We start from the raw sequence: 22,356 nt of genomic DNA, 5'->3' as shown, positions 1-22,356 counted from the left end.
GCAGCGCCAGCAGAGGAGAGCCATGGACACCCCTTCCATCGAGTCCATCACCAGCCCGAACCCCCGCCGGGCTTCACCTGCAATCGGAGAAACGGCGGCAACCGGAGCCGCCCCGGCGAAGGAAGCAGCCCCGGCATCTCGGACCGCACCCGCCAGGATTGCCTTGGTGGGAGTCCATGGCTTCGGAACGCATCACCTCCACAACCTCGAGCGGCTCAGCGCACAGGGCGTAGTGGAACTCGTCGCCGTGGCCGACCCAAATCCCCCGGCCGCTGGGGCCCTGCCCGAAACCACTGCTGTCCACAAAAACCTGGACGCCTTGTTGGCAGGCGACCACCACCCGGACGTCATCATCGTGGCCACCCCCATTCAGACCCACGCCCCCTTGGCCCTGTCTGTGCTCGCTTCCGAGGCCGACCTCTATCTGGAAAAGCCTCCAGTGGCCTCCATGGGTGACTTCCTCCGCCTCCAGGACGCAGCGAACGCAGCTGGTCGCAGTGTCCAGATTGGATTCCAGAGCCTCGGTTCCCATGCACTTGCGGCGTTGGCGAAGCTGGCCAACGGCGAAGCCACGGAAGAACTTCCCGGCATCGGCACGCTGAAGGGCATCTCTGCTACCGGCCGCTGGGTCCGCGACAGGGCTTACTACAAGCGCTCACGCTGGGCGGGCAAGCGCAGCCTCGACGGCGTTGACGTGGTGGATGGAGTTGCAACCAATCCCTTGGCCCATGCGATAGCTACTGCGCTGCGCATTGCCGGAGCGCGGCAAGCGGAGGACCTAGCCTTCGTAGACACGGATCTGTATCGTGCCAACGACATTGAAGCGGACGACACCTCAGTGATCCGCATGAAGACCGTGGACGGATTGCCCATCACCTGTGCCCTCACATTGTGCGCCACGGAATCGGTGGAACCGTACGTCACGCTGCACGGCACCGAGGGAACAGCCGTATTCCATTACACCGAAGACCGCGTAACCGTCAGCACGGAAGCCGATGAGACCATCCATGTCTTCGGGCGGGACGATCTCACCGAGAACCTGCTCCAGCACCTCTCCGAAGGTGTTCCCCTGCTCAGCCCGTTGGATGACAGCGGGGCGTTCATGCGCGTCCTGGAAGCCATCCGGACAGCCGAGGCGCCGGCTTTGATTCCCACGGAATTCGTGACGTGGGTTGGAACGGGCGATCAAGCCCATGCCGTGATCCCCACCATCGAAGACATCCTGAAACGGGCCACGCTCGCCCATGTCACGTTCTCCGAGCTCGGCCTCCCTTGGGCGCGGCCAACCTCCGCGGGCACTGAAGCTCTCTTCACTCCCGGCGATGCCGGAATCGATGGCCCGGATGCAGTCCTCCGCAGTGGACGCGGCCTCGAGACTGCGTTGTCGCCGCGGCCGTACCTTCATCCGGTGACCACCCTGGGCGGCATCGTGGTGACGGACCACCTGGCATCCGACCACGTCTGGCACCTCGGCGCCGGCTTCGCGCTGCAGGATGTCAACGGCAGCAACCTATGGGGCGGCCGAAGTTATCGACGGGCCGCCGGAAAATACCTGGACTTGAACGACCACGGCAGGATCGAGATCGCGGGAATCACGCGCGGGTCGGACCAGTCCAAGGCGGACCTCCACTGGCTCGGCGCCGATGGTGGGTTGCTCCTTGAAGAGCGCCGCATTTTCCGCCGTACGCCAATCAACCCGAGCACATGGCGCCTGGACATCGCAACGGAACTCACCGCCGTCGTGCCTGTGGCGCTGGGGAGCCCGGGGTCCCACGGTGCGGCCGGAAGCGGCTACGGCGGCTTCTTCTGGAGGCTTCCTGTCAATGCATCGGCGCGTGTCTTCTCCTCCACAGCCGAGGGCGAACCCGCCGTCCACGGCTCAGTTACGCCGTGGTTGGCGTGGACTGGAGAGTTCGACGGCGGCCCTGCAACGTTGGTGTTTGGCGCACCAGCTGAGTCCCCCGACCCTTGGTTTGTCAGGTGCAGCGGCTACCCGGCCGTCGGTTCGGCGCTTGCCTGGGATGCAGCCGTAATGCTTGCCGCGGGCGAGTCCCTCACCCGCTCCGTCACGGTGTGGATCACTGACGGAACACTGGATATTGGCGAAATCGAAGGGCTGGTGGCCAGCCGATGAGCTCCGGCGCCACAGGATCACCACTCGCCGCCACGAACCTCACGGTCCAGGGCCTGACGCAGTGTTTGACGGCACCGGCTGCGCCAAAGTTCGGCTGGTTGCTTGATGCAGGCCACTCTGCGAGCGCCGGGCAATCATTCCAGGGCGGCTATCGCATCAGGTTGATGGACCATGCCGGAACTGACATATGGGACTCAGGCACCGTTGTCACGGACCAGCAGCACCACCTTCCCTACACAGGCCCGGAACTCGCCCCGGACAGCGACTACCAGTGGACGGTACAGCTGACCGACTCCACCGGCGACGTGGGTGAACCCTGCGCTCCGGCCGCTTTCAGCACGGGTCTCTTCGAGTCCATCGCCAACAGTTGGGCGGCGGAGTGGATTCACCGTGAACCCGGCGGACGTGCGCCGATGGAACTGGTGAACGGGTTGCTGCGCGTCAGTGGCTCGCCCCACCTTCCGTGGCCCGTTTCAGCAAGCGGCAGTACGGTCATCACGGCCCGCTTCCGCTTGCGCCTCGGTACAGCAGGAATCCTCCTCCGCAGCGAGGGGGCCGGAACCGGGCTGCTGCTGGAGATCAAGCCGAACCGATCGGCTCTCCTCCGCCCCGCTCCCGTCTGGGAGATCGGGGCCATGTCGGCACCTGCCACGGAACCGCTTGCCGGGACGCCGGCTTTCGAGGCCACCGCTGTTTCGCGTGCCGGAGCCATTTCCCACGACGACTGGCAAGACCTGGTCATCACCGACGACGGCCGCCGCATCACCGTCACGATTGACGGCACAGCCGCTCTGAAGGCGGACATCGAAACCACCGGGGGCACTGGCATCGCCTTCCACCAGGGACCGCGGAGCCAAGCCGAGTACTTGTCACTTGGCGTCCGGAGCGGCGGCAGGACCCTCCTCAGCAGCGACTTCACCATCCCCGATGCCCTGACCGGCTGGACCACCACCACTCCCCTCCGCCAGCCCGATGAGTGGACCCTCGCTTCAACAACCATCAACTTCACTGGAACCGTGGTCCGCGCACGCCTCTACGCTGCGGCGAGCCACCACGCGGCGTTTTCCATCAACGGCAGCCCTTGCCTGGAGACCACCAACTTCGGGTACCCGGGCGGGCACTTCTACAACGCCGCCGACGTCACTGCTGCCCTGCAGTCGGGCGATACCGCCGCTTTGACCGCCGTCGCCCATTGGTATGGTCCCGGTCAGGGCCGGGCTGCCGGACGCCCGGGCCTTCTGGCCCAGTTGACGGTGGAGTACGACGACGGCACACATGACGTGTTCGGATCGGGGCCCGGATGGCTGGTGGCCGAGGGGCCCTACCGCCAGAGCGGGTACCGCAACGATGAGGGCGACCCGATCGAGCACTTCGATGCGACCGCGTGGCCGGCTCCGGCAGACTGGCATCCCGCTCTTTCGCTCGGCGTCCATCCCGTCCCGGATTTCCCGGTCCTCAACCCCAACCACGCAAGCGTCGGGCGGAACCATGTTTCCGCCGTCGACATTCTCACCGCAGCTGACGGGACGCCCGTCGCTGACTTCGGCAGGGTCATTCCCGGGCGCCCTGTTGTGGAGTTCCTTTCCGGCGGGCACGGGCGGACCGTCCTCCTCCGTGCGGGCTACAACCTCCAGGCCAACGGGCGCGTAGACGCAGGAAAGACTGCCAGTCAGAACACAGACATGGCATTCCCCTATACACAAAAGGACGGGCTGCAGCGCTACGAGGCGGCGGTGCATCTGGGGTTCCGCTATCTCGAACTGCCGGGCGTAAACATCCAGGACCTCCGCGCCGTGGGAGCAACGGTCATCCACGCCCAGCACCCGGCCGAAGGCAGCTTCCACAGTTCCGACGAAACGCTGAACCGGGTCTTCGCCCTTCTCCGGGACTCAGCGTTGTTCGGCGTGCAGGAACAGTTCGTGGACACGCCCACCCGGGAGAAGGGCCAGTTCCTGGGCGACGCCGTGAACATCTCCTACGCCACCATGGCGTTGTTCGGAGAGCGTCACTTCACAGCCAAGGCACTCCGCGAATTCGCGGGGTCGGCCCAACGTTACTGGGATTCGCCCGACAAGCGAGGCCGCTACAACGCGGTGTATCCCAACGGCGACGGCAAGCGGGACATCCCTGATTTCTCGCTCATGATGCCCGAATGGGTGGAGGACTACCACCGGCTTAGCGGGGACGACGCGCTGGTCCAGGAGCTCCTCCCCTGCCTCCAGGACACGGCGGAGTACGTCCTGCGCCACATCCCCACGGACGGTCCCACTGCCGGGCTGGTCACCGATCTGGGTGGCGGCGGAGGTCCGTACCTCCACGGCATCGTGGACTGGCCGGCGCCGGGCCGCTTCGGATACGACATGGACTGCGCGGCTCGCACCACGGTGAACGCCCAGTCATGGTCAGTCCTCGACGCCGTCAGCCGGCTGTGTGGGGTCGCTGGCCTCGAGCGGGAGGCGGCCCGGTTCGGTGGGGCAGCAGCATCGCTTGCCGGACAGATCAACGCCCGGCTCCGTGTGGACGGTGTGATGGTGGACGGACTTTACTCAGACGGCCGCCCCAGCCTCAATGCCTCACAGCATGCGACCTCATTCCCGTTGTCCATGGGAATCACTCACACTGAACACGCGGCGAAGGATGCCGAACGGATCGCCGGGATGGGGATGCGCCAAGGTCCCATGACGGTGCATCGGCTGTTCCGCGCACTGCTCTCGCAGGGGCGGGTGGACGATGTCCTCACCCTGCTCACGGATTCCAGCCAACCGGGGTGGGCCCGCCAGCTCGACGCCGGGGCCTCCTTCACGTGGGAGGCCTGGGAGCTTGATGAAGGCACTGACTACAGCCAGTCACACGCTTGGTCGGCATCGGTGATCCGGGAGATCCTTGAGTACCTCCTTGGCGTCCGCGTCACAGCGGCGGGCGGCTCCGCCGTCGTAATTCAGCCGCCGGTGTGCCGGCTGGAACATGCCGAGGGCAGCGTGCCGACACAGCGCGGAACCGTTTGGGTTTCCTGGCACCGCACGGCAGCGGGCGTGGAACTGGAGTACACGGTCCCCGCAGGAGTCACAGCCCAGGTAATGCTCCCGCGAGGTGACACTTAATGCCAATGTTCCGCGCCGGAACTGTCATTAAGTGCCACCTCGCGGGGCCAAAAGAGGGCTAACTCAGCGCGCTCTTCGCTTCGTCCATGGCTTTCTTTGCGGCCTCTGAGGGTGACATCCGCTTGAAGTGGACTTCCAGGGCGTAGCGGCCGAAGGCCTCGACGGCGGAGCTGGAACCCGCAGGCGGGACCGGTACGGCGTCTCCCAATTCGGAGGAGATCTCGTCGATGAACTTGGCTGTGGCTGCATCTTCAGGCGTCAGCTTGGGAAGGACAGCTGCGCGGACTTCGGAGTTACCCGGGATGCCGCGGTCCGCCAGGGCAATCTCGCCGGCCGCCACATTGTTCGACAGGAAGTCGATGAACTTCTGCACCTCTGCCGGGTGCTTGGTCCGGGAACTCGCGGACCAGAACTGGGACGACTTGTAGAACTGCTCGGCGCTGGCCGCATTTCCGTCCGTGCTGGGCGGGCGGTGGATCTCCAGCGGCTGGCCCGAGGCTTTGGTGAGGGCGCTCAGCTGGTTGGACCAGTACCAGGCGAGCCCAAACCTGTTGGTGGCCAGGCCCTGCTGGTCCACCGAAGCTGTGGCGTCTTCGGTCATCACTGAGGCGGGAGGCACTGCCTTGGAATCGCGGAGTTCGGCCTGGTATTCGTACCAGCCCGTCAGGTCGCCCTCGTCAAAGCCGAACTTGCCGTCGGAGGTAAACAGCGATTTGCCGTGCTGGCGAAACCAGAGGTTCATGGGAGCGTCACCACTGACAGCACCCGAGCCATAGACACCGCTCTTGCTGCCTTCGGTGATGGAGGCAGCCGTCTTGTTGTATTCGTCCCAGGTCCACGTCTTGTCATCAGGCAACGTGACACCGCTGGCTGTGAGGAGCGAAGGGTTCGCAAGGACTACCTGGGCGTTCACGCCTGCAGTGACGGCGTACTGCTTGCCTTCAACCTTGCCGGCATCTGCCACGGCAGGATCGAACTTGCCGAGGTCCACATCCTTGAGCTCCAGCAGCGCACCGCGTTCGGCGTACTCACCCAGATAGGCGGCATCCATTTGGATAATATCCGGGGCATCCTGCGATGCGACCTGGGTGGCCAGCTTGTCCCAATAGCCGGACCAGTCGCCGTACTCACCTTTGACCTTGATGGTGGGATTTTCCGCTTCGAAAGCGTCAATGAGTTTTTGGGTCATCTTGTGGCGAACATCCGAACCCCACCAACTGAAGCGAAGGGTGACGGTTCCATCGGAGGCGGATTGCTGGGAGCCGGCGCCACAACCGGTCATCGTAATGGCGATGGCGGCCGCGGCCGCTGCAACTTTCGCGGCTAATTTTGTGCGTGCTCGAGGAGACATCAAACGTCCTTATCTGAGTCGTGCGCTACCGGGGAGAAAACGCTTTCTCAGCCTAAGTGTGCGCTACATCACTCGTCAAGGGAGTTTTTGTTTGTTTGAGCTATCACTTTTAACAAAAGCGCTCAGGCTGATGCGCGGGTGCGTCGGACTGAATACCTCCACAGCAGGAGCCCAATCACCACTGCTGACACCATGCCCAACGCTCCTGTGACAACAAGCCCGGTTCGCACTCCGAAGTCTTCCGTCAGCCAGCCGGCAAGCAACCCACCCAAAGCGTGACCGCCCAAAAGCAGCGGAAAGTAGAGGGCAAGGACCCTGCCGCGCACACTTGCGCCGGCCTCCAGCTGCACCGCTGTTGCTGCGCTGGTGAGGAACACCAGGGTCATGAAGCCCACCACTATCAGCATCACCACGAACCACTCCTGCGTTGGCATCAGTGCGGCGAGCAGCTGGGTCAGTCCAAAGAGCCCTGCGCTGGCCACAATCCCCTTGCGACCAAAACGCTTGATCCTGGTTGCCACCAATGCCCCGGCCAAAGCTCCCACAGCACTGACCGTGTTGAACAGGCCAAACCCGGCAGGTCCGCTATGCCACACCTCATCTGCGAATGCGGCCAAGACCACCGGACCGTTCATTCCAAAGGCCCCCAGCAAACCCGCAAGGAGCATGGTCAACAGGAGTGGCGGACGGGCACGGACAAAACGGAATCCAGCCAGGATCTGGCCTCGCCTGGCTCCCGGATCAGGCGCCGCCGGGGAATGGTGCAGCTCCCCCGGCCTCATGGACGCGATCATCACCAGGACCGCGACCCCCAAGCCAGCGTTGGCAGCGAATGCAGCTGCTGGTCCTGCGTGGGCTATGACAACGCCGCCAAGGGCGGGGCCCGCCATGGCCCCCAGCTGGCCGATTGCACTGTTCAGGCCAATAGCTGCGGGCAGGCCGGCGTCGCCGACCACCTCGTTGACGAATACTTGGCGTGCCGGCCCGTCAATGGCGCTGGTGATGCCCAAAGCAATGCAGGAGGCGTAGACGACCCACACGTCGGTGCCGCCCATCGCATTCCAGACAGCCAGCCCTGCGGCCAGCAACGCGGCCACCGATTGGCACACCAGCAGGATGCGGCGCTTAGGGAAAAGATCAACCAGCACGCCACTGATGGGACCCACCACCAGCATGGGCAGGAACTGGAGTGCCACAGCGAGCCCAACAGCGGCCGGACTGCCCGTGAGCTGGAGAACCAACCAGTCCTGCGCCAACCTCTGCATCCATACACCCCCGCTCCCCACCAGGGAGAGGGTGACGAAGATCCGGTAATTGTGGTGCCGCAGCGGATAATGCCAGGACTCAGTGTTGCGGGCTCGCGGTGATGTGGATGGGGGGCGCAGTGGGAACGGGCGCGGCGACACGGGGTGGTCTGCTCGATTCAGCGGTTGGGGGTTAAGTGACGCGGGCTAGCTGCGGGCTCTGTTGCCGGCCCGGATTTTAATGGCTGCAGCGGCCAGGACCAGGGTCCCGGGAACAATGACGAACAGCGCCTGCAGCATCCAGACGAAGACAACCGCCATGAACACAGCGGCCAGCAGCAGAAGCGAGCCGCTCCAGTCACGCAGCGAGTCAGCCTTGGCGCTGGCGTACGCCGCAGCCCACCGTTGAGGGCCCGGAACTTCGGAAGGTTCCTGGCCGGCGTCGCCGTCCCAGTTGACCCCGCCGCTCCAATTGGCAGCGATCCGCAGGAACAGCACCGCCCCGGCCGCGGCGAGAATCAGGGTAGCGGGCAGGATTGCCGCGCGGCCGGGCAATTGCCCCACCAGCGCGAGCAAGAGGTTCAGGACAACCACGACGGCGGCAACCGCCGTCGTGATGCCAATCTTCCAACTGCCGGGCAACGCACGGCGGAAATTCCCCCAAAGGCTCGACAGGGAATCATCCCTGCCGCTGAGGTGCCTTTCCAGGTGTGCGACGCCGGCCGCGTAGGCAGCCGGCGCCGTCACCAAGGGGATGGAAAGGAGGAGCACGATGACTCCCGCCAGGATGGTCTCGGCGAAGAGGGCAAAGCGGTTGACCGGAATCCCGGGCTTTCCCGACGACTTTCCTGTGGCATCCATAGTGCTCATTTCTGTATTCTCTTCCGTGTCCGTCAGCCCTTGAGGCCTTGCGTCGAAACACCTTCGACGATGTAGCGCTGGAAGACCAGGAAGAAGACAAGCACGGGCAGGAGCGCCAGCACGGACATGGCGATCATGGCTCCGTAGTCCGAAGACTGGGTCTGGTCCACGAAGAGCCGCAATGCCAGGGGCAGCGGATACTTTTCGGGGGTGTTGAGGTAGAGCAGCGGGCCCAGGAAGTCGTTCCAGCTCCAGATGAAGGAGAAGATCGAGGTGGAGATCAGGGCCGGCTTCATCAGCGGCAGCATGATGGACCCGAAGATCCTCACGTGTCCTGCGCCGTCGATACGGGCTGCTTCGTCCAGTTCGGCCGGGAGGCCGCGCATGAATTGGACCATAAGGAACACGAAGAACGCGTCCGCGGCGAGGAACTTGCCGATCAGCAGTGGCACGTAGGTATCCACCAGGCCGAGCTGCTGGAACACGATGTACTGCGGGATGATCACCACGTGGAAGGGCAGCAACAGCGTGGCGATCATCATGCCGAAGAACAGTCCGCGGCCGGGGAAGTTGATCCGGGCGAAGGCGTAGGCGGAGATGGACGCCGAGAGGACGGTTCCGACGACGGCGCCGACGGCCAGGATCAGGGAGTTGGTGAAGAACGTCAGGGTGGAGACCCCGCCGATTCCTTCCATGGCCGTGATGAAGTTGTCGAAGCTGAAGTTGTTGGACCAGAGCGCGTTGTTGGCGCCGCCGATCTCGGAGTTCGGCTTGAAGGATGCGGAGATCATCCAGATGGCCGGGTACAGGACCATGGCCACCAGCGCCAAAGCCACGATGTGGAAGATGGTGCTCTTGATGCGCTTGACCGTGGTGGACTCGGACTTCGGGTTGTAGACCGGCGCCGGAGTGGTTGTTGTGGGTTGGTTCTGGGTGGGTGTTGCCATGGTTGTCATTTCGAATCACCGCTGTAGTGGACCCAGGACTTGGAGGTCTTGAAGAAGATCAGCGTGATGATGCCGACCACGATCACCAGGAGCCAGGCCATGGCCGAGGCGTAGCCCATCCGGAAATCGGAGAATCCGCGCAAGTACAGGTAGAGGGTGTAGAAGAGGGTGGAGCCTGCCGGGCCGCCTTCGCCGTTGGAGATGATGTAGGCCGAGGCGAAGATCTGGAAGGCGTGGATGGTTTCCATCAGCAGGTTGAAGAAAATCACCGGGGAAAGCATGGGCCAGGTGATGTTGATGAACTTCCGGACCGGGCCGGCGCCGTCCATCGAGGCCGCCTCGTACAGGTCCGCGGGGATCTGCTTCAGGCCGGCCAGGAAGATCACCATCGGGGCACCGAACTGCCAGACGGTCAGCAGGATCATCATGCCCATCGTCATGTCCGGGTTGCCCACCCAGCCGCCCAGGTTGATCCCGAAGAAGGACAAGCCCTGGTCCACAGGACCGGAATCGCCGAACATCGCTTTCCAGACAATGGCGATGGACACGGATGCACCGATCAGGGACGGTGCATAAAAAGCGGACCGGTAAAAGCCCTGGCCCTTGCGCTTGCTGTTGAGCAGCATCGCGATCGCCAACGCCGCCGCGAGCTTCAAAGGAGTACCGAAGACCACATATTGCATGGTCACCCCTACCGACTGCAGGAAACGTTCGTCCTGGAAGAGGGAGGTGTAGTTATCCAGGCCGATCCACTTGGGGGCATCGAAGAGGTTGTAGTTGGTGAAGGAAAGGTACAGCGAGGAAATCATCGGACCTACGGTCAGGGCGATGAATCCCAGCAGCCACGGCAACAGGAAGGTATAGCCGGCGCGGGCATCCGCCCCCCGCCGCCGCGACTTGCGCGGCTGCGAGGGAGCGGACGACGTCGAACGCCTGCTCAGGGTTGGGCTTTGAGTCACAAGATCAGTCCGTCAGTAATGAAGCCTGGATCAGGCGTTCTGCTTGATGAGGTCTTCGGCTTCCTTGAACCACGCATCAACTGCGCCGTCCACGGTGAGCTTGCCGTAGTTCAGGTCCTGCGTGACCCGCTTGAACGTGGACTCCAGCGTGCCGAACCCAACAATGGGCGGCTCAGGGGCGTCCTTGAGGTATTTCTCGATGGACTTCTCGTAGTCCACCACCAGCTTGTCCGTGCCTTCGAACGTGGTGCCGTCACGCTGGGTCTTCGACGCCGGAACACCGCGGGAGGTCTTGAAGATCTGGCCCACCTCGGGATCGTTGACCATGAAGTCAATGAACCGGGCAGCGGCGTCCTTGTACTTCGTCTTCGCGCTGGCCACCATCAACATTGACGGCTTCAGGAAGAGGCCCAGGTTGTCCGGGTCGTCCGATGGGACCGGGACGAGCTTGAGTTCTTTGGCGCCGCTGTCCGCGAGGTAGCCGGCCATGAAGTTGTCCCAGGTGACCTCAGTGGCCGTGACGTTGGAGCCGAACGGGGACTTGGGCAGCAACTGGGTCGCCTTGTCCTCGCCCACAATCGCACCGGTACCGCGCAGGTCCGCAGTGAGGTTCCACCACTTCTTCAGATCATCCTTGGAGAAGCCGAGCTTGCCGTCCTCGGTGAAGGCCTGGATGTTGTTCTGCCGCAGCCAGATGTTGAAGTTCCACCAGATACCGGTGTAGTCGGTGCCGCCGAACAAGGTGCCATTGCCCTTGGCCCCGACCTCGGCCAGAAACGCATTGAACTCCTTGTAGTTCCAGGAGCCGTCCGGTTCCGCTATGCCCAGGGAAGCGAGCTTGGCGGGGTCGTAGTAGACCGCGAAGGCGTTGGTGCTGGTCGGGATGCCGTAGGTCTTGCCCCGGATCTGGCCCGAAGGAAGGAGGGACTTCTCGAAAGCGTCCGTGTTGACCTTCACCGTGCCCAGATCAAGAAGCTGGTTCCGCTGGCCGTAATCACGCAGGTAAGACAAATCCCACTGCATGACGTCCGGGAGGCCGCCGCCGGCAGCTTCGGTGGCGCGCTTCTGCCAGTATCCGGCGAAGTCGGAGAAGTTGCCGTTGACCTTCACGTCAGGGTTCTTGGACTCGAAGAGGGCAATAGCCTTGCGGGTGCGCTCGGCACGGTCGTCATTGCCCCACCAGGTGTAGGTGATGGTGACGGGGTTCTCCGCGGAACCGGTTTGTCCAGCAGTCGAGGACTGGCCGCCACAGGCTGAGAGGAACGCGGCAGATGCAGTGCCGAGAGCCACAGTGGTGAGGAATTTCCTTCTATCGATCATGAGAGCCTCCTTGCTCAGTTGGTGCAAGCTGGTCGAGTTCTCTACAACGTGGCAGTGATCTCGCTTACACTCGTTCTGAATCGATACAATATCCCTAAACCAGAATCTGGGCAAGCGTTTTCCAGAGAACGTGTTTTCATCGATACGCTGCTCTTATACCTTCAGTACCACCCGTACCAGCACGGCCAACCTGACGAAGGAGTCCCCTTGACCTCCCCCGAAATCCCACGCAGCAGATCCGTCTGGAACAGGATCGACGGCCTTGCCTACGGCGGCGACTACAACCCGGAGCAGTGGCCAGAAGACATCCGGCTCGAGGACATCGAGCTCATGAAGGAAGCCGGCGTGAATTTCCTCAGCGTCGGCATCTTCTCCTGGGGACTCCTTGAACCCACCGAAGGCAATTACGACTTCGGCTGGCTCGATGACGTGATGGACAACCTTTATGGCGCCGGGATCAAGGTGGCGCTGGCAACGGCCACCGCGTCACCGCCGGCATGGCTGGCCCGCAAGTACCCCGAAATCCTCCCCGTCACCGCGGAAGGAGTCACGCTGGAGCGTGGCTCGCGACGCCACTACACGCCGTCGTCCTCTGTCTACCGCCGCTACGCCACCGCCATGACGCGCGTTATCGCAGAACGTTACAAGGACCACCCGGCCCTGGCGCTCTGGCACGTTGACAACGAACTCGGTTGCCACGTTGGCGAATTTTACGGCGAAGAAGACGCGGCCGCGTTCCGCGCGTGGCTGGAACGCAGATACGGTTCCATCGAGGCCCTCAATGAATCCTGGGGTACTGCGTTCTGGTCCCAGCACTACGCCTCCTTCGAGGAAATCATCCCGCCCGGCGCGGCCCCCACCACGCTCAACCCGGGCCAGCAGTTGGATTTCGCACGGTTCAACTCCTGGGCGTTCATCGACTACTACCGCGAACTGCTGGCCGTCATCCGAGAGGTCACCCCGGACATTCCGGCAACCACCAACTTCATGGTCTCCAGCGCCACAAAGACCCTGGACTACTTCGACTGGTCCAAGGACATGGACGTGATTGCCAACGACCACTACCTGGTGGCGGCGGACCCTGAACGCGAAATCGAGCTCGCCTTCAGCGCCGATCTCACCCGTGGCGTAGCGGGTGGCGAGCCCTGGATCCTCATGGAACACTCGACGTCGGCGGTCAACTGGCAGCCGCACAACCAGCCCAAGATGCCCGGCGAAATGCTCCGCAACTCCCTGACGCACGTAGCCCGCGGCGCCGATGCCGTGATGTTCTTCCAGTGGCGGCAGAGCAAGGCCGGCTCGGAGAAATTCCACTCAGCCATGGTTCCGCACGGCGGCCGCGACACGCAGGTGTGGCGCAACGTGGTTGACCTTGGCGAGGCGCTGTCCAAGCTTGAGCCAGTCAAAGGCTCCCGGGTGGAATCACGCGTTGCAATCGTGTTCGACTACGAGGCCTGGTGGGCATCGGAGCTGGACTCGCACCCGAACAATTCGCTGAAATACCTCGATACGATGCGCGCCTTCCACCGCTCGCTGTACCTGCGCGGGATCACTGCCGACTTCATCCATCCCTCAGCCGATCTCTCCGGATATGACCTCATCCTGGTCTGCACGTTGTACGCCGTCACCGATACCGCGGCTTCCTCGATTGCCGCCGCTGCCGACGGTGGCGCCACCGTCCTCATCAGCTACTTCAGCGGCATCGTTGACGAGCGGGACCACGTCCGCTTGGGCGGCTACCCCGGCGCTTTCCGCGAACTCCTGGGCATCCGCAGCGAGGAATTCCACCCGCTTTTCCCCGGAACCTCGGTCACGCTCAGCGACAAATCCACGGGCTCCGTATGGAGCGAACATGTGCACGCGGACGCCTCTACCGAGGTTGTTGCCACTTTCACGGATTACCCTCTCTGCGGCATGCCGGCACTGACGCGCCGCACCGTCGGGACCGGTTCCGCCTGGTATCTCGCAACGCTTCCTGACGCCGATGGCATTGATGCCCTGACCGCACGGCTGGTGGATGAAGCAGGCGTAACGGCCGTGACCGAGGCGGCTGCCGGCGTCGAAATCTCCCGCCGGCGCGCCGCAGATGGCCGCAGCTTCCTGTTCGCCATCAACCACAGCCGCGACGACGCCACGGTGAAGGCCGACGGCGAGGAACTGCTCAGCGGTGGGCGCTTCGGTGGCGTTGTACCTTCTGGAGCCGTGGCCGTCATCGCGGAAGACTGACCACACGACAAAAGCCGCGCCCCGGGCGGATCACGAATGATTCGCCCGGGGCGCGGCCCTTGTTCGGGAAAGCTAGCTGATCGCAGACTTCATTTCGTCCACGGCCTTCTTGCCGGCTTCCTCCGTGGAGAGCCTGTTGAACAGGACCTCCGAGGTGTATCGCTTCACAATTTCCTGGATGGAGCCGGCGCCCTTCGGCGGTGCTGCCGGAGCTTCGCCAAGTTCTCCCTTGATCTCATCGATGAAGTCGACCACCTTGACGTCAGCCTTGGCGAGCTTGGGTGCGATGGCCTCACGGACCTCGGAGTTCGGGTACACGCCGCGATCTGCCAGCAGAGCCTCGCCTGCCTTGACGTTGTTGGTCAGGAAGTCGATGAACTTGGCGGTCTCTTCAGGGTGCTTGGTGCGCGATGATGCAGACCAGAACTGGGAAGCCTTGTACCAAAGCTTGGCGTCCTCAGCCTTGCCCGTCTTGGACGGGAAGCGAAGGATCTGGAGTTCGCCGCCGGCTGCCTTTTCGAGGGCCGGAAGCTGGTTGGACCACCAGAAGGCCAAGCCGTTCTTGCCCGTAGCCAGGCCGCTCTGATCGAGCGGGGCAGCCTCGGCTTCAACAACCTCGGATGCCGAAGGGACAGCCTTCTTCTCGCTCAGTTCCTTCAGGAAGCCCCACCATTCAGCGATGTCCGAGGGCTCAAAGCCGAGCTTGCCGTCCTCGGTGTAGAGGGACTTTCCGTTCTGACGCAGCCACACACCCAATGAGGCCTCGTCCGTTCCGTAGGCAGCCGCACCATATGTTCCCTTCGGCGACTTGGCGGTGACCTCGGCGGAGATCCGCTCGAAGTCTTCCCAGGTCCAGGTCTTGTCGTCAGGAATTGCTACGCCGGCAGCCTGGAACACAGCGGGGTTGGCCAGGATGGTGGCCGCATTGATGCCTGCGGCAATACCAGTCAGGCCCTTTTCGCCCTTGCCCGCATCCAGGGCGGCTGCATCCAGCTTGGAGGTGTCGATCTGGTACTTCGAAAGGTCAAGCAGGGCGCCGCGGGTGGAGTACTCAGTAATGTACTTCTCGTCCATCTGGATGATGTCCGGTGCGTCATTGGCGGCGACCTGGGTGGCCAGCTTGTCCCAGTAGCCGCTCCAGTCACCGTACTCGGGCTTGATCTTGATGTTCGGGTTCTCGGCCTCGAACGCCGCGATGGCCGCCTGGGTTACCTGGGCGCGCTTGTCGCCACCCCACCATGCGAAACGAAGCTCCACTTTGCCATCGGCACTCTTCGAGTCCGATCCCCCGCCACCGCCACAGGCAGTGAGCGCCAGAACGGCAGCAGCCGTCGCCGCGACGAGGGCAGAGGCCCGAAGCTTGCGCTTGGTGCGCCTGGGTGCTGACGCGCGGGTTTCCGCGTCAACTGCGGGGGCGACTGCTTCACCCTTTGGATTTACCAGCACTGTGGTCTCCGATCTTCTTTGATCCTGATGCGAACTGAGAAAGCGTTTTCTCGTTGAGATTATGATACAAGTCACAATCTTGTATTACAAGACGTCAACTTGTCTTACTACTGGGTTTACTTGATCCCTGTGGTTGCGATGCCCTTGATGAGGAACCGCTGGCCGAACAGGAACACGAGGAATACCGGGAGCAAGGACACGATGGACATCGCGAAGAGCGATCCCCAGCTGGTTGCCGACTGCGAGTCCACGAATGCCCGGAGAGCCACAGGCACGGTGAACATATCCGGATCCGTCAGGTAGATGAGGGCGCCGAAGAAGTCGTTCCAGGTCCAGATGAACGTGAAGATGGTGGTGGTGGCCAGCGCCGGAACCATCAAGGGAAGGATCACGCGGAGGAAGATCCTGGGGTGGCCGGCACCGTCGATGCGGGCAGCCTCATCGAGGTCCTTCGGGATGCCGCGGATGAACTGGACCATGAGGAACACGAAGAACGCATCCGTGGCCAGGAGTTTGGGAACGATGAGCGGCCAGAACGTGTTCACCCAGCCGATCTGCGAGAACAGGATGTACTGGGGCACGATCACCACGTGGAACGGCAGCATGATGGTCAGCAGCATGATGCCGAAGAAGATCTTCTTGCCGCTGAACTGCAGGCGGGCGAAGGCGTACGCAGCCATGGAGCAGGAGATCAGGTTTCCCAGTATGGAGCCCAGGACCACGATCGCGGAGTTGATCATGTAGTGCCCGAACGGGTGCGTCAGCGCGGACCAGCCGTCGGTGTAATTGCTCATTTCCAGGTTTTCCAACCAGAGGCCGGGTTCGCGGAAGATGAGGTCGTTGGGCCGCAGTGAGGAAACCACCATCCACAACAGCGGGTAGATCATCACGCCGCCAACAATGATCAGGATGGCGTGCTTGATCAGGCCTTTGATGCGGGCGCTGCGACTGAAGGCGAGGCTGCCCCTGGATTCACGGCGGCGCGGGCTCTTGCCGGCCTTTCCTGCCTTGCGGTCGGAAGAAGAAGATGCGGGAAGGGTCTGGAGTTTAGTCATCGTAGAACACCCAATACTTTGAAGCGATGAAGTTGATGGCAGTGAAGGCACCGATGATGACCAGCAGGAACCAGGCCATCGCTGAGGCGTAACCCATATCGAACTGGCCGAAGCCCTTTTGGTACAGGTACAGGGTGAAGAACATGGTGGAGTCGGACGGGCCGCCGTTGCCGCCGGAGACGATGAACGCCTGGGTGAACGACTGGAATGAACCAATGATCTGCAGCACCAGGTTGAAGAAGATGATGGGGCTCAGCATGGGAAGGGTGATCCGCCAGAACTTCTGCAAGGTGCTGGCACCGTCAACTTCAGCTGCCTCGTAGTACATGGTGGGGATCTGGCGCAGGCCGGCCAGGAAGATGATCATGGGGCTGCCGAAGGTCCAGACGTGCAGCAGGATGATGGAGCCAAGGGCCGTGTTGGGATCCGAGATCCAGCCGGGACCTTCGATGCCTACCATCGCCAGGACCTGGTTTACCAGGCCCGTGGTGCCGAAAATCTGCTTCCACAGGATGGCAACTGCAACGGAACCGCCCAGGAGGGAGGGCAAGTAAAAGATTGAACGGTAGAACGGCAGGCCGCGGAGGCCCTTGTCCAGGACCAATGCAATCACCAGTGCCACAGCCAACTGGAGCGGAACACCCACCAGGACGTAGGTGAAGGTGACGCGCAGCGAGTTGTGGAGGCGGGCATCGCCGAACATGCGGACGAAGTTGTCCAGGCCGACCCATTCCGGGGGCTGCAGGAGGTTGTAGTCCGTGAAGGACAGATACAACGACATCAACATGGGTCCCACAGTGATGACCGCCAGGCCAATCAGCCAAGGAAGTAGGAAGACGTACGCGGCCTTGTTGTCGCGGCCGTTCGCCTTCTTCTCTTCCTTGGTCATGGGGCCCTTGCGGCGGGTCATCGTTGAGAGTTCGCCAATAGCGCTCATTGCTTCCCCCTCGCCGGCCCGCGAACGCCTTGCGGCGTCCCCGTGTGTAGTACAGCGGCCATGTGGTCTCCTTTGGTCATCGTGGCCATCCACGGAGTTCGAGTCTGGTTGGTGCTTGCCTTCCGGGACGCCGCCCATCTAACTGGCGGGACCCCCTGAGATGCCGGGATCGACTCCCGATGTTCAGCGGCTCCGTACCAAAGTAAACGTTTTCTTGACCCATGTACAGCCTTTTGCTAATTTTTGAGAAAGCGTTTTCTTACGAAGGCGACCACATCGATTTCCCCACGCTGAAGAAGCCCGGCGTGCGCTTCCGCACACCATCCCGCATCGATAAGGCAGGACACTATTGTTTCCCACCGACTCCGCCTGCCATGACCGCCCCTGACATGGCAGAAGCGCCCATCCGCCCCAGCGCGCTGGCCGGCTACGAAGACTGGCCGGGGTATGCGGCGCGCCATCAGTACATGGCCGACTCCCCTGAAGCCGGGCAACTGGCCGACACACTTGGGGTTCCTGCCGTAACACCGGACCTTGGGTACACGGTGCACTCGGAAACAGAGCACGACGGCGTCATCACCTCGTCCCTTTCCTGGCAGTTGGGCTTCGGGCCAAGAACGTCCGCATGGTTCGTGAGGCCGGCCGGCGCCACCGGACCGCTGCCCGGTCTGCTCGCCTTGCACTGCCACGGCGGCATCAAGGCTTACGGTGCTGAGCGGCTCGTGTCTCTGCCTCTCGGCCGGGAAGACCACGACGGCGGTACCTCCAACGCCGTCGGCTTCGGCCGCCTGCTCCCCGAGCTGGGTGGAAATCTCTATGGCGGGCGGGCACTCGCCACCTGGTTGGCTCAGCAGGGCTTTGCCGTTCTGGCGCACGACGCTTTCATGTGGGGCAGCCGACGTTTTGAACTGGATCCCTTACCTTGGCGAACCGCCAACGCCGTCAACGGCCAGCAGGCTCTCTGGCGGGAGGCCGGCGTCGAACCCTCCGCGGCGGAACAGTACGACACAGCGGCGGCTGCGCACGAGGAAACCGTGGCGAAAGCTGCCACGCTGCTCGGCAGCAGTGTTGCCGGCACCGTGGCGCATGACGACCTCGCGGCGCTAAGTATCCTCGCATCGCTGCCGGGCGTGGACCGGAATCGGCTTGGTTGCCTGGGATTCTCCGGCGGGGGTGGCCGGGCTTTGGTGCTCGCTGCACTGAGCCCCGCAATCCGCTGCTACGTGGTGACGTGCATGATGACCACCTTTGAGTCGCTCCTGCCCGCCTACCTCGACGCACACTCCTGGCTGCTGCATTCACCGGGCCTGGCCAGGCTTGGAGACTGGCCGGACCTTGCCGTGCGCTCCAACGCCGACGTCCTGGTCCAATACGGACTTGCCGACCATCTCTTCCCCGAACAGGGCATGCGCGACGCCCATGCCCTGTTGTCGTCACACATGCCCACCCGCTACACGGGCAGCTTCTGGCACGAACCCCACGTTTTCACTCCGGCCATGCAGGACGAGGCCGCGGCCTTCCTCGCCGCAGCCCTGCAGCCCAAACAACCCACCAGTTCCACCGCACCTGATCCCGCTAGGACGGACTCATGACCCAGCCTTTGACCACCTCACCTGCGGAAGTCCAAGCCCGACTCTCCCGCATCGCACTGGTGGGCGTGCACGGATTCGGCGAACGGCACTTGGAAAACCTCCATCGCCTCAGCGCTGCCGGCCGCGTCGAACTGGTTGCCGTCGCCGATCCCCTGCCCCCGGCGGACGGAAAACTCAGCCCCGGGGTTAATGTCTTCTCGTCCCTTGATGAGCTCCTCGCTGCTGGAACCGCACCGGACGTGGTGATCGTCTCCACGCCCATCCAGACCCACGCGCCATTGGCCCTCGCTGCCCTCAAAGCCGGCGCCAATGTGTATCTGGAAAAGCCTCCAGTAGCGTCCATGGAGCAATACGAAGAAGTCATGGCAGCGGCCGCGAGCGCAGGACGACTGGTTCAGGTGGGGTTCCAGAGCCTGGGTTCCGATGCCCTGCCCGCGATCGACGCACTCGTGGCATCCGGCGGCATTGGTGAGGTCCGGGGCATCAGTGCCACTGGCTTATGGCTGCGAACCAAGGGGTATTTCAAGCGCTCCCGGTGGGCCGGGAAGCGCAGCCTGAACGGGACCGATGTGGTGGACGGGGTGGCCACCAACGCCCTGGCGCACGCAGTTGCTACCGGCCTGCGGCTGGCCGGTGCAAGGACCGTAGCGGACGTCGAATCCGTAGACACCGACCTTTACCGGGCCAACGATACCGAGAGTGACGACACCTCCGTGGTGCGGGTACGGACCAAGGACGGCACTGCCCTGACCTGCGCCCTGACGCTCTGCGCACCCGTGCAGTCCGCGCCGGCGGTCACCATCTACGGGACGCTGGGGCAGGTCACCCTTTCCTATACGGAGGACCGGGTGGAGATCACCACGTCCGAGGGTGTCCGCACCCAGGGCTTTGGGCGGCAGGACCTCCTGGAGAACCTGCTTGCAGCGCGCAGCGAGAAGGATCTGCTCAGCCCGCTCAGCGGCGCCGGCGCCTACGTGGCCGTGTTGGAGGCCATCCGAACGGCGGACTCACCGTTGCCGATCAATCCGGACTTCATCACGTGGGAGGGCGACGGCGACGACGCCCACCCCGTGGTGCACGGCATCGAATCCTTGATCCAAAGGGCAGCCTTGGGCCAAGCCACTTTCGCGGAACTGGGCGCACCCTGGACTACGTCCGGCGGACCGATGCTGGACATCAACAGCACCCCGGTCGCGACCCTCCAGGACGGATCCCACATCCGGGAAACATCCTCCCCGCGCCCCTACCTCCACCCCGTGCGGACCCTTGGCGGAACGGTGGTCACCGATCACGTCCCGGCAGACCACGTGTGGCATCTCGGCGCAGGAGTCGCTCTCCAGGATGTGGACGGCATCAACTTCTGGGGCGGCCGGACGTACACCCGCGACGCCGGGGCGTACGTCTGGCGCAAGGACCACGGCCGAATCGTCACGGACTCCGCGAAACACTCAGCCGGGTGCAGGCGCGAACAGCTGAGCTGGCTCGGCCCCGACGGCACACCGGTACTCCGCGAACAGCGCGAATGGCGCTGGGCCGCCGTCGGGAGTTCAGCGTGGAAACTGACGCTGGACTTCACGCTGGAGTCCGCCACCGGCCGTACCGTGCTGCTGGGCAGCCCCGGTTCCAACGGGCGGCCGCAGGGCGGTTACGGCGGCTTCTTCTGGCGGCTGCCCCAAGTTGGCGACGCCACCATCTGGACACCGGATGCGCGCGGTGAGGACGCTGTCCACGGGAGCGTGGCTCCCTGGCTGGCATGGTCGGGAACGTTCGACGCCGGAATCTCCGGCCCCGCGCACGTCAGCGGCGACCCCGGGCTGGGCCACCCGGCAACGCTCGTATTCCTTGCTTCACCACAGGCCCCGGACCCTTGGTTCGTACGGCACTCGGGTTACCCCGGCGTCGGATTATCGCTGGCCTGGGATGCCCCGGTAGCCGCCAAACCCGGACGCCCTGTCCACAGGTCCGTCACCGTGCTCGTCACGGACGGCTTCCTGGCAACACAAGACATTGAAGTGCTCATCACTACCTTGGGGGAATCGGCATGACCACGCCAACTCAATCCACGCCGGCTCTGACGTCGCTGACTGCACCCGGCAATGCCGCCGACCGCGCAGTCAAACGCCGCCGCGTGCTGGACATCCTGGACGCCGCGGGACGCGACTCGCTCCTGCTCACGTCCAACACCGCGCTCACCTGGTACCTGGACGGCAGCCGCGTCCACATCAGCCTGGCGGGCGACCCCATCGCGGCCCTCCTGGTGGACCGCGCCGGCGACCACCTGGTCACGTTCAACAATGAAGCCGGGCGGATCGCCGCCGAGGAACTGCCGGAAGGCGTCAGCCTGGACACCGTCCCGTGGCACGGTCAGCTGCATGCTGCGGCGGCCGGCCTGGCGATCGACGGCGACCCACTGGTGGAGGCAGCAATCACCTCGGAACTCCGGGCGGCCCGCCAGCAACTCCTGCCCGCCGAGGCAGCCCGGTACGCCTCACTTTCCGCCGACGCAGCCGCAGCCATGACGGACGTCCTCACATCTGCGACGCCGGAAACCACCGAGTTCCAGTTGGTTTCAGAGCTGGCCGCCAGGATCGTGTCGGTGGGCGCAGAGCCGTTGGTGCTGCTCTGCAACGGCACGTCCCGCAGCGACTTCCGGCACCCGTTGGCCACACACTCCCCCATCGGCCGGCGCGCCATGGCAGTCGTGTGCGCACGCCGTAACGGCCTGGTTGCCAACGTGACCCGTTGGGTAGCGTTCGACGCCGGGACTCCCCAGGAACTCGACGCCGAGGACCGCATCGCTGCTGTTGAGGCTGACATCTTCCGGGCCACGGTTCCCGGCGCCAAGCTCAGCGATGTCTTCACCGAGATCAAGCAGGCCTATGCCCGGCATGGATTCGGCGACGATCAGTGGACGCTGCACCACCAGGGCGGCCCAGCGGGTTATGCGGGCCGCGACCCCCGGGTCACGGCAGACGTCACAGACACCATCGTCCTCAACCAGCCCTTCACGTGGAACCCGTCCGGTCCTGCCGTGAAGATCGAGGACACGGTGCTGCTCACGGATTCCGGCGTGCGCGTCCTGACCGTTGACGAGCGCTGGCCGACCACCGAAGTGGACAGCCGCCGTCGTCCCTTGACGCTCCGCCCCTAACTGCACCCAAACACGAAAAGGGCGGGGTCACC

At 63.6% G+C, this 22,356-nt stretch carries 15 protein-coding genes; 6 read left to right on the top strand and 9 right to left on the bottom strand.

Going from position 1 to position 22,356, the window contains the following annotated elements:
• The first annotated feature begins 22 nt into the window (after window positions 1–22).
• Both GVL04_RS18310 and GVL04_RS18305 read left to right on the top strand, forming a co-directional pair.
• On the top strand, window positions 23–2,134 hold the full coding sequence (locus GVL04_RS18310; RefSeq protein WP_159707159.1) for a DUF6807 family protein: 2,112 nt from the start codon (window positions 23–25) through the stop codon (window positions 2,132–2,134).
• Complete coding sequence (locus tag GVL04_RS18305) at window positions 2,131–5,235, top strand: family 78 glycoside hydrolase catalytic domain (RefSeq protein ID WP_159707157.1); 3,105 nt, start codon at window positions 2,131–2,133, stop codon at window positions 5,233–5,235. The genes GVL04_RS18310 and GVL04_RS18305 overlap by 4 nt, the downstream gene beginning before the upstream one ends.
• Window positions 5,236–5,293: 58 nt before the next feature.
• Here GVL04_RS18305 and GVL04_RS18300 read toward each other — a convergent pair whose 3' ends face one another.
• The 6 genes from GVL04_RS18300 to GVL04_RS18275 form a co-directional block, all read right to left on the bottom strand.
• Window positions 5,294–6,586: an ABC transporter substrate-binding protein gene (locus tag GVL04_RS18300; RefSeq protein WP_159707155.1), complete on the bottom strand. Its 1,293-nt coding sequence runs from the start codon at window positions 6,584–6,586 to the stop codon at window positions 5,294–5,296.
• A 122-nt stretch (window positions 6,587–6,708) separates the two neighbouring features.
• Entirely contained in the window at window positions 6,709–7,992 is a 1,284-nt protein-coding gene (locus GVL04_RS18295) for an MFS transporter (protein ID WP_159707153.1), read from the bottom strand.
• 45 nt (window positions 7,993–8,037) lie between these two features.
• Window positions 8,038–8,691 (bottom strand): Poxvirus protein I5, encoded by a 654-nt coding sequence (locus GVL04_RS18290; RefSeq protein WP_159707205.1) that lies wholly within the window; start codon window positions 8,689–8,691, stop codon window positions 8,038–8,040.
• Between the two features lie 32 nt (window positions 8,692–8,723).
• A complete protein-coding gene (locus GVL04_RS18285; protein WP_159707151.1) occupies window positions 8,724–9,647 on the bottom strand; it encodes a carbohydrate ABC transporter permease in 924 nt (307 codons plus the stop codon).
• Window positions 9,644–10,597 carry a carbohydrate ABC transporter permease gene (locus GVL04_RS18280; protein ID WP_159707149.1) on the bottom strand — a complete coding sequence of 318 codons (954 nt, stop codon included), beginning with the start codon at window positions 10,595–10,597 and terminating at the stop codon, window positions 9,644–9,646. The genes GVL04_RS18285 and GVL04_RS18280 overlap by 4 nt, the downstream gene beginning before the upstream one ends.
• A gap of 30 nt (window positions 10,598–10,627) precedes the next feature.
• Window positions 10,628–11,917 (bottom strand): ABC transporter substrate-binding protein, encoded by a 1,290-nt coding sequence (locus GVL04_RS18275; RefSeq protein ID WP_159707147.1) that lies wholly within the window; start codon window positions 11,915–11,917, stop codon window positions 10,628–10,630.
• Window positions 11,918–12,124: 207 nt separating this feature from the next.
• Between GVL04_RS18275 and GVL04_RS18270 the strand changes: the two genes are divergently transcribed.
• Window positions 12,125–14,143: a beta-galactosidase gene (locus tag GVL04_RS18270; protein ID WP_159707145.1), complete on the top strand. Its 2,019-nt coding sequence runs from the start codon at window positions 12,125–12,127 to the stop codon at window positions 14,141–14,143.
• Window positions 14,144–14,215: 72 nt separating this feature from the next.
• Here the strand turns inward: GVL04_RS18270 and GVL04_RS18265 are convergent, their stop codons facing one another.
• The 3 genes from GVL04_RS18265 to GVL04_RS18255 all read right to left on the bottom strand — a co-directional run bounded on the left by GVL04_RS18265 (window position 14,216) and on the right by GVL04_RS18255 (window position 17,581).
• Complete coding sequence (locus tag GVL04_RS18265) at window positions 14,216–15,589, bottom strand: ABC transporter substrate-binding protein (protein ID WP_159707143.1); 1,374 nt, start codon at window positions 15,587–15,589, stop codon at window positions 14,216–14,218.
• A 116-nt stretch (window positions 15,590–15,705) separates the two neighbouring features.
• On the bottom strand, window positions 15,706–16,644 hold the full coding sequence (locus GVL04_RS18260) for a carbohydrate ABC transporter permease (protein ID WP_159707141.1): 939 nt from the start codon (window positions 16,642–16,644) through the stop codon (window positions 15,706–15,708).
• On the bottom strand, window positions 16,637–17,581 hold the full coding sequence (locus GVL04_RS18255) for a carbohydrate ABC transporter permease (protein WP_159707139.1): 945 nt from the start codon (window positions 17,579–17,581) through the stop codon (window positions 16,637–16,639). The genes GVL04_RS18260 and GVL04_RS18255 overlap by 8 nt, the downstream gene beginning before the upstream one ends.
• 221 nt (window positions 17,582–17,802) lie before the next feature.
• Between GVL04_RS18255 and GVL04_RS18250 the strand changes: the two genes are divergently transcribed.
• Genes GVL04_RS18250 through GVL04_RS18240 form a run of 3 tightly spaced genes read left to right on the top strand, consistent with a single transcriptional unit; the run spans window position 17,803 to window position 22,324 of the window.
• Window positions 17,803–19,173, top strand: coding sequence for an acetylxylan esterase (locus tag GVL04_RS18250; protein WP_159707137.1), 1,371 nt, complete (start codon window positions 17,803–17,805; stop codon window positions 19,171–19,173).
• Window positions 19,170–21,218 (top strand): DUF6807 family protein, encoded by a 2,049-nt coding sequence (locus GVL04_RS18245; RefSeq protein WP_159707135.1) that lies wholly within the window; start codon window positions 19,170–19,172, stop codon window positions 21,216–21,218. Before GVL04_RS18250 ends, GVL04_RS18245 begins: the two co-directional genes overlap by 4 nt.
• On the top strand, window positions 21,215–22,324 hold the full coding sequence (locus GVL04_RS18240) for a Xaa-Pro peptidase family protein (protein ID WP_159707133.1): 1,110 nt from the start codon (window positions 21,215–21,217) through the stop codon (window positions 22,322–22,324). Before GVL04_RS18245 ends, GVL04_RS18240 begins: the two co-directional genes overlap by 4 nt.
• Window positions 22,325–22,356 lie beyond the last annotated feature (32 nt).

This window comes from Arthrobacter sp. 18067, assembly GCF_902706295.1.
In the GTDB taxonomy this organism is placed as follows: Bacteria; Actinomycetota; Actinomycetes; order Actinomycetales; family Micrococcaceae; genus Arthrobacter.
Note: the sequence above shows the minus strand (reverse complement) of the source record. Positions and strands in the feature narration are given on the sequence as shown.

Excerpts from the sequence above, each read along its gene's own strand:
- GVL04_RS18310 (WP_159707159.1), top strand. The coding sequence starts at position 23 with ATGGACACCCCTTCCATCGAGTCCATCACCAGCCCGAACCCCCGCCGG.
- GVL04_RS18305 (WP_159707157.1), top strand. The coding sequence starts at position 2,131 with ATGAGCTCCGGCGCCACAGGATCACCACTCGCCGCCACGAACCTCACG.
- GVL04_RS18300 (WP_159707155.1), bottom strand. The coding sequence starts at position 6,586 with ATGTCTCCTCGAGCACGCACAAAATTAGCCGCGAAAGTTGCAGCGGCC.
- GVL04_RS18290 (WP_159707205.1), bottom strand. The coding sequence starts at position 8,691 with ATGGATGCCACAGGAAAGTCGTCGGGAAAGCCCGGGATTCCGGTCAAC.
- GVL04_RS18285 (WP_159707151.1), bottom strand. The coding sequence starts at position 9,647 with ATGACAACCATGGCAACACCCACCCAGAACCAACCCACAACAACCACT.
- GVL04_RS18275 (WP_159707147.1), bottom strand. The coding sequence starts at position 11,917 with ATGATCGATAGAAGGAAATTCCTCACCACTGTGGCTCTCGGCACTGCA.
- GVL04_RS18260 (WP_159707141.1), bottom strand. The coding sequence starts at position 16,644 with ATGACTAAACTCCAGACCCTTCCCGCATCTTCTTCTTCCGACCGCAAG.
- GVL04_RS18255 (WP_159707139.1), bottom strand. The coding sequence starts at position 17,581 with ATGAGCGCTATTGGCGAACTCTCAACGATGACCCGCCGCAAGGGCCCC.
- GVL04_RS18250 (WP_159707137.1), top strand. The coding sequence starts at position 17,803 with ATGTACAGCCTTTTGCTAATTTTTGAGAAAGCGTTTTCTTACGAAGGC.
- GVL04_RS18245 (WP_159707135.1), top strand. The coding sequence starts at position 19,170 with ATGACCCAGCCTTTGACCACCTCACCTGCGGAAGTCCAAGCCCGACTC.
- GVL04_RS18240 (WP_159707133.1), top strand. The coding sequence starts at position 21,215 with ATGACCACGCCAACTCAATCCACGCCGGCTCTGACGTCGCTGACTGCA.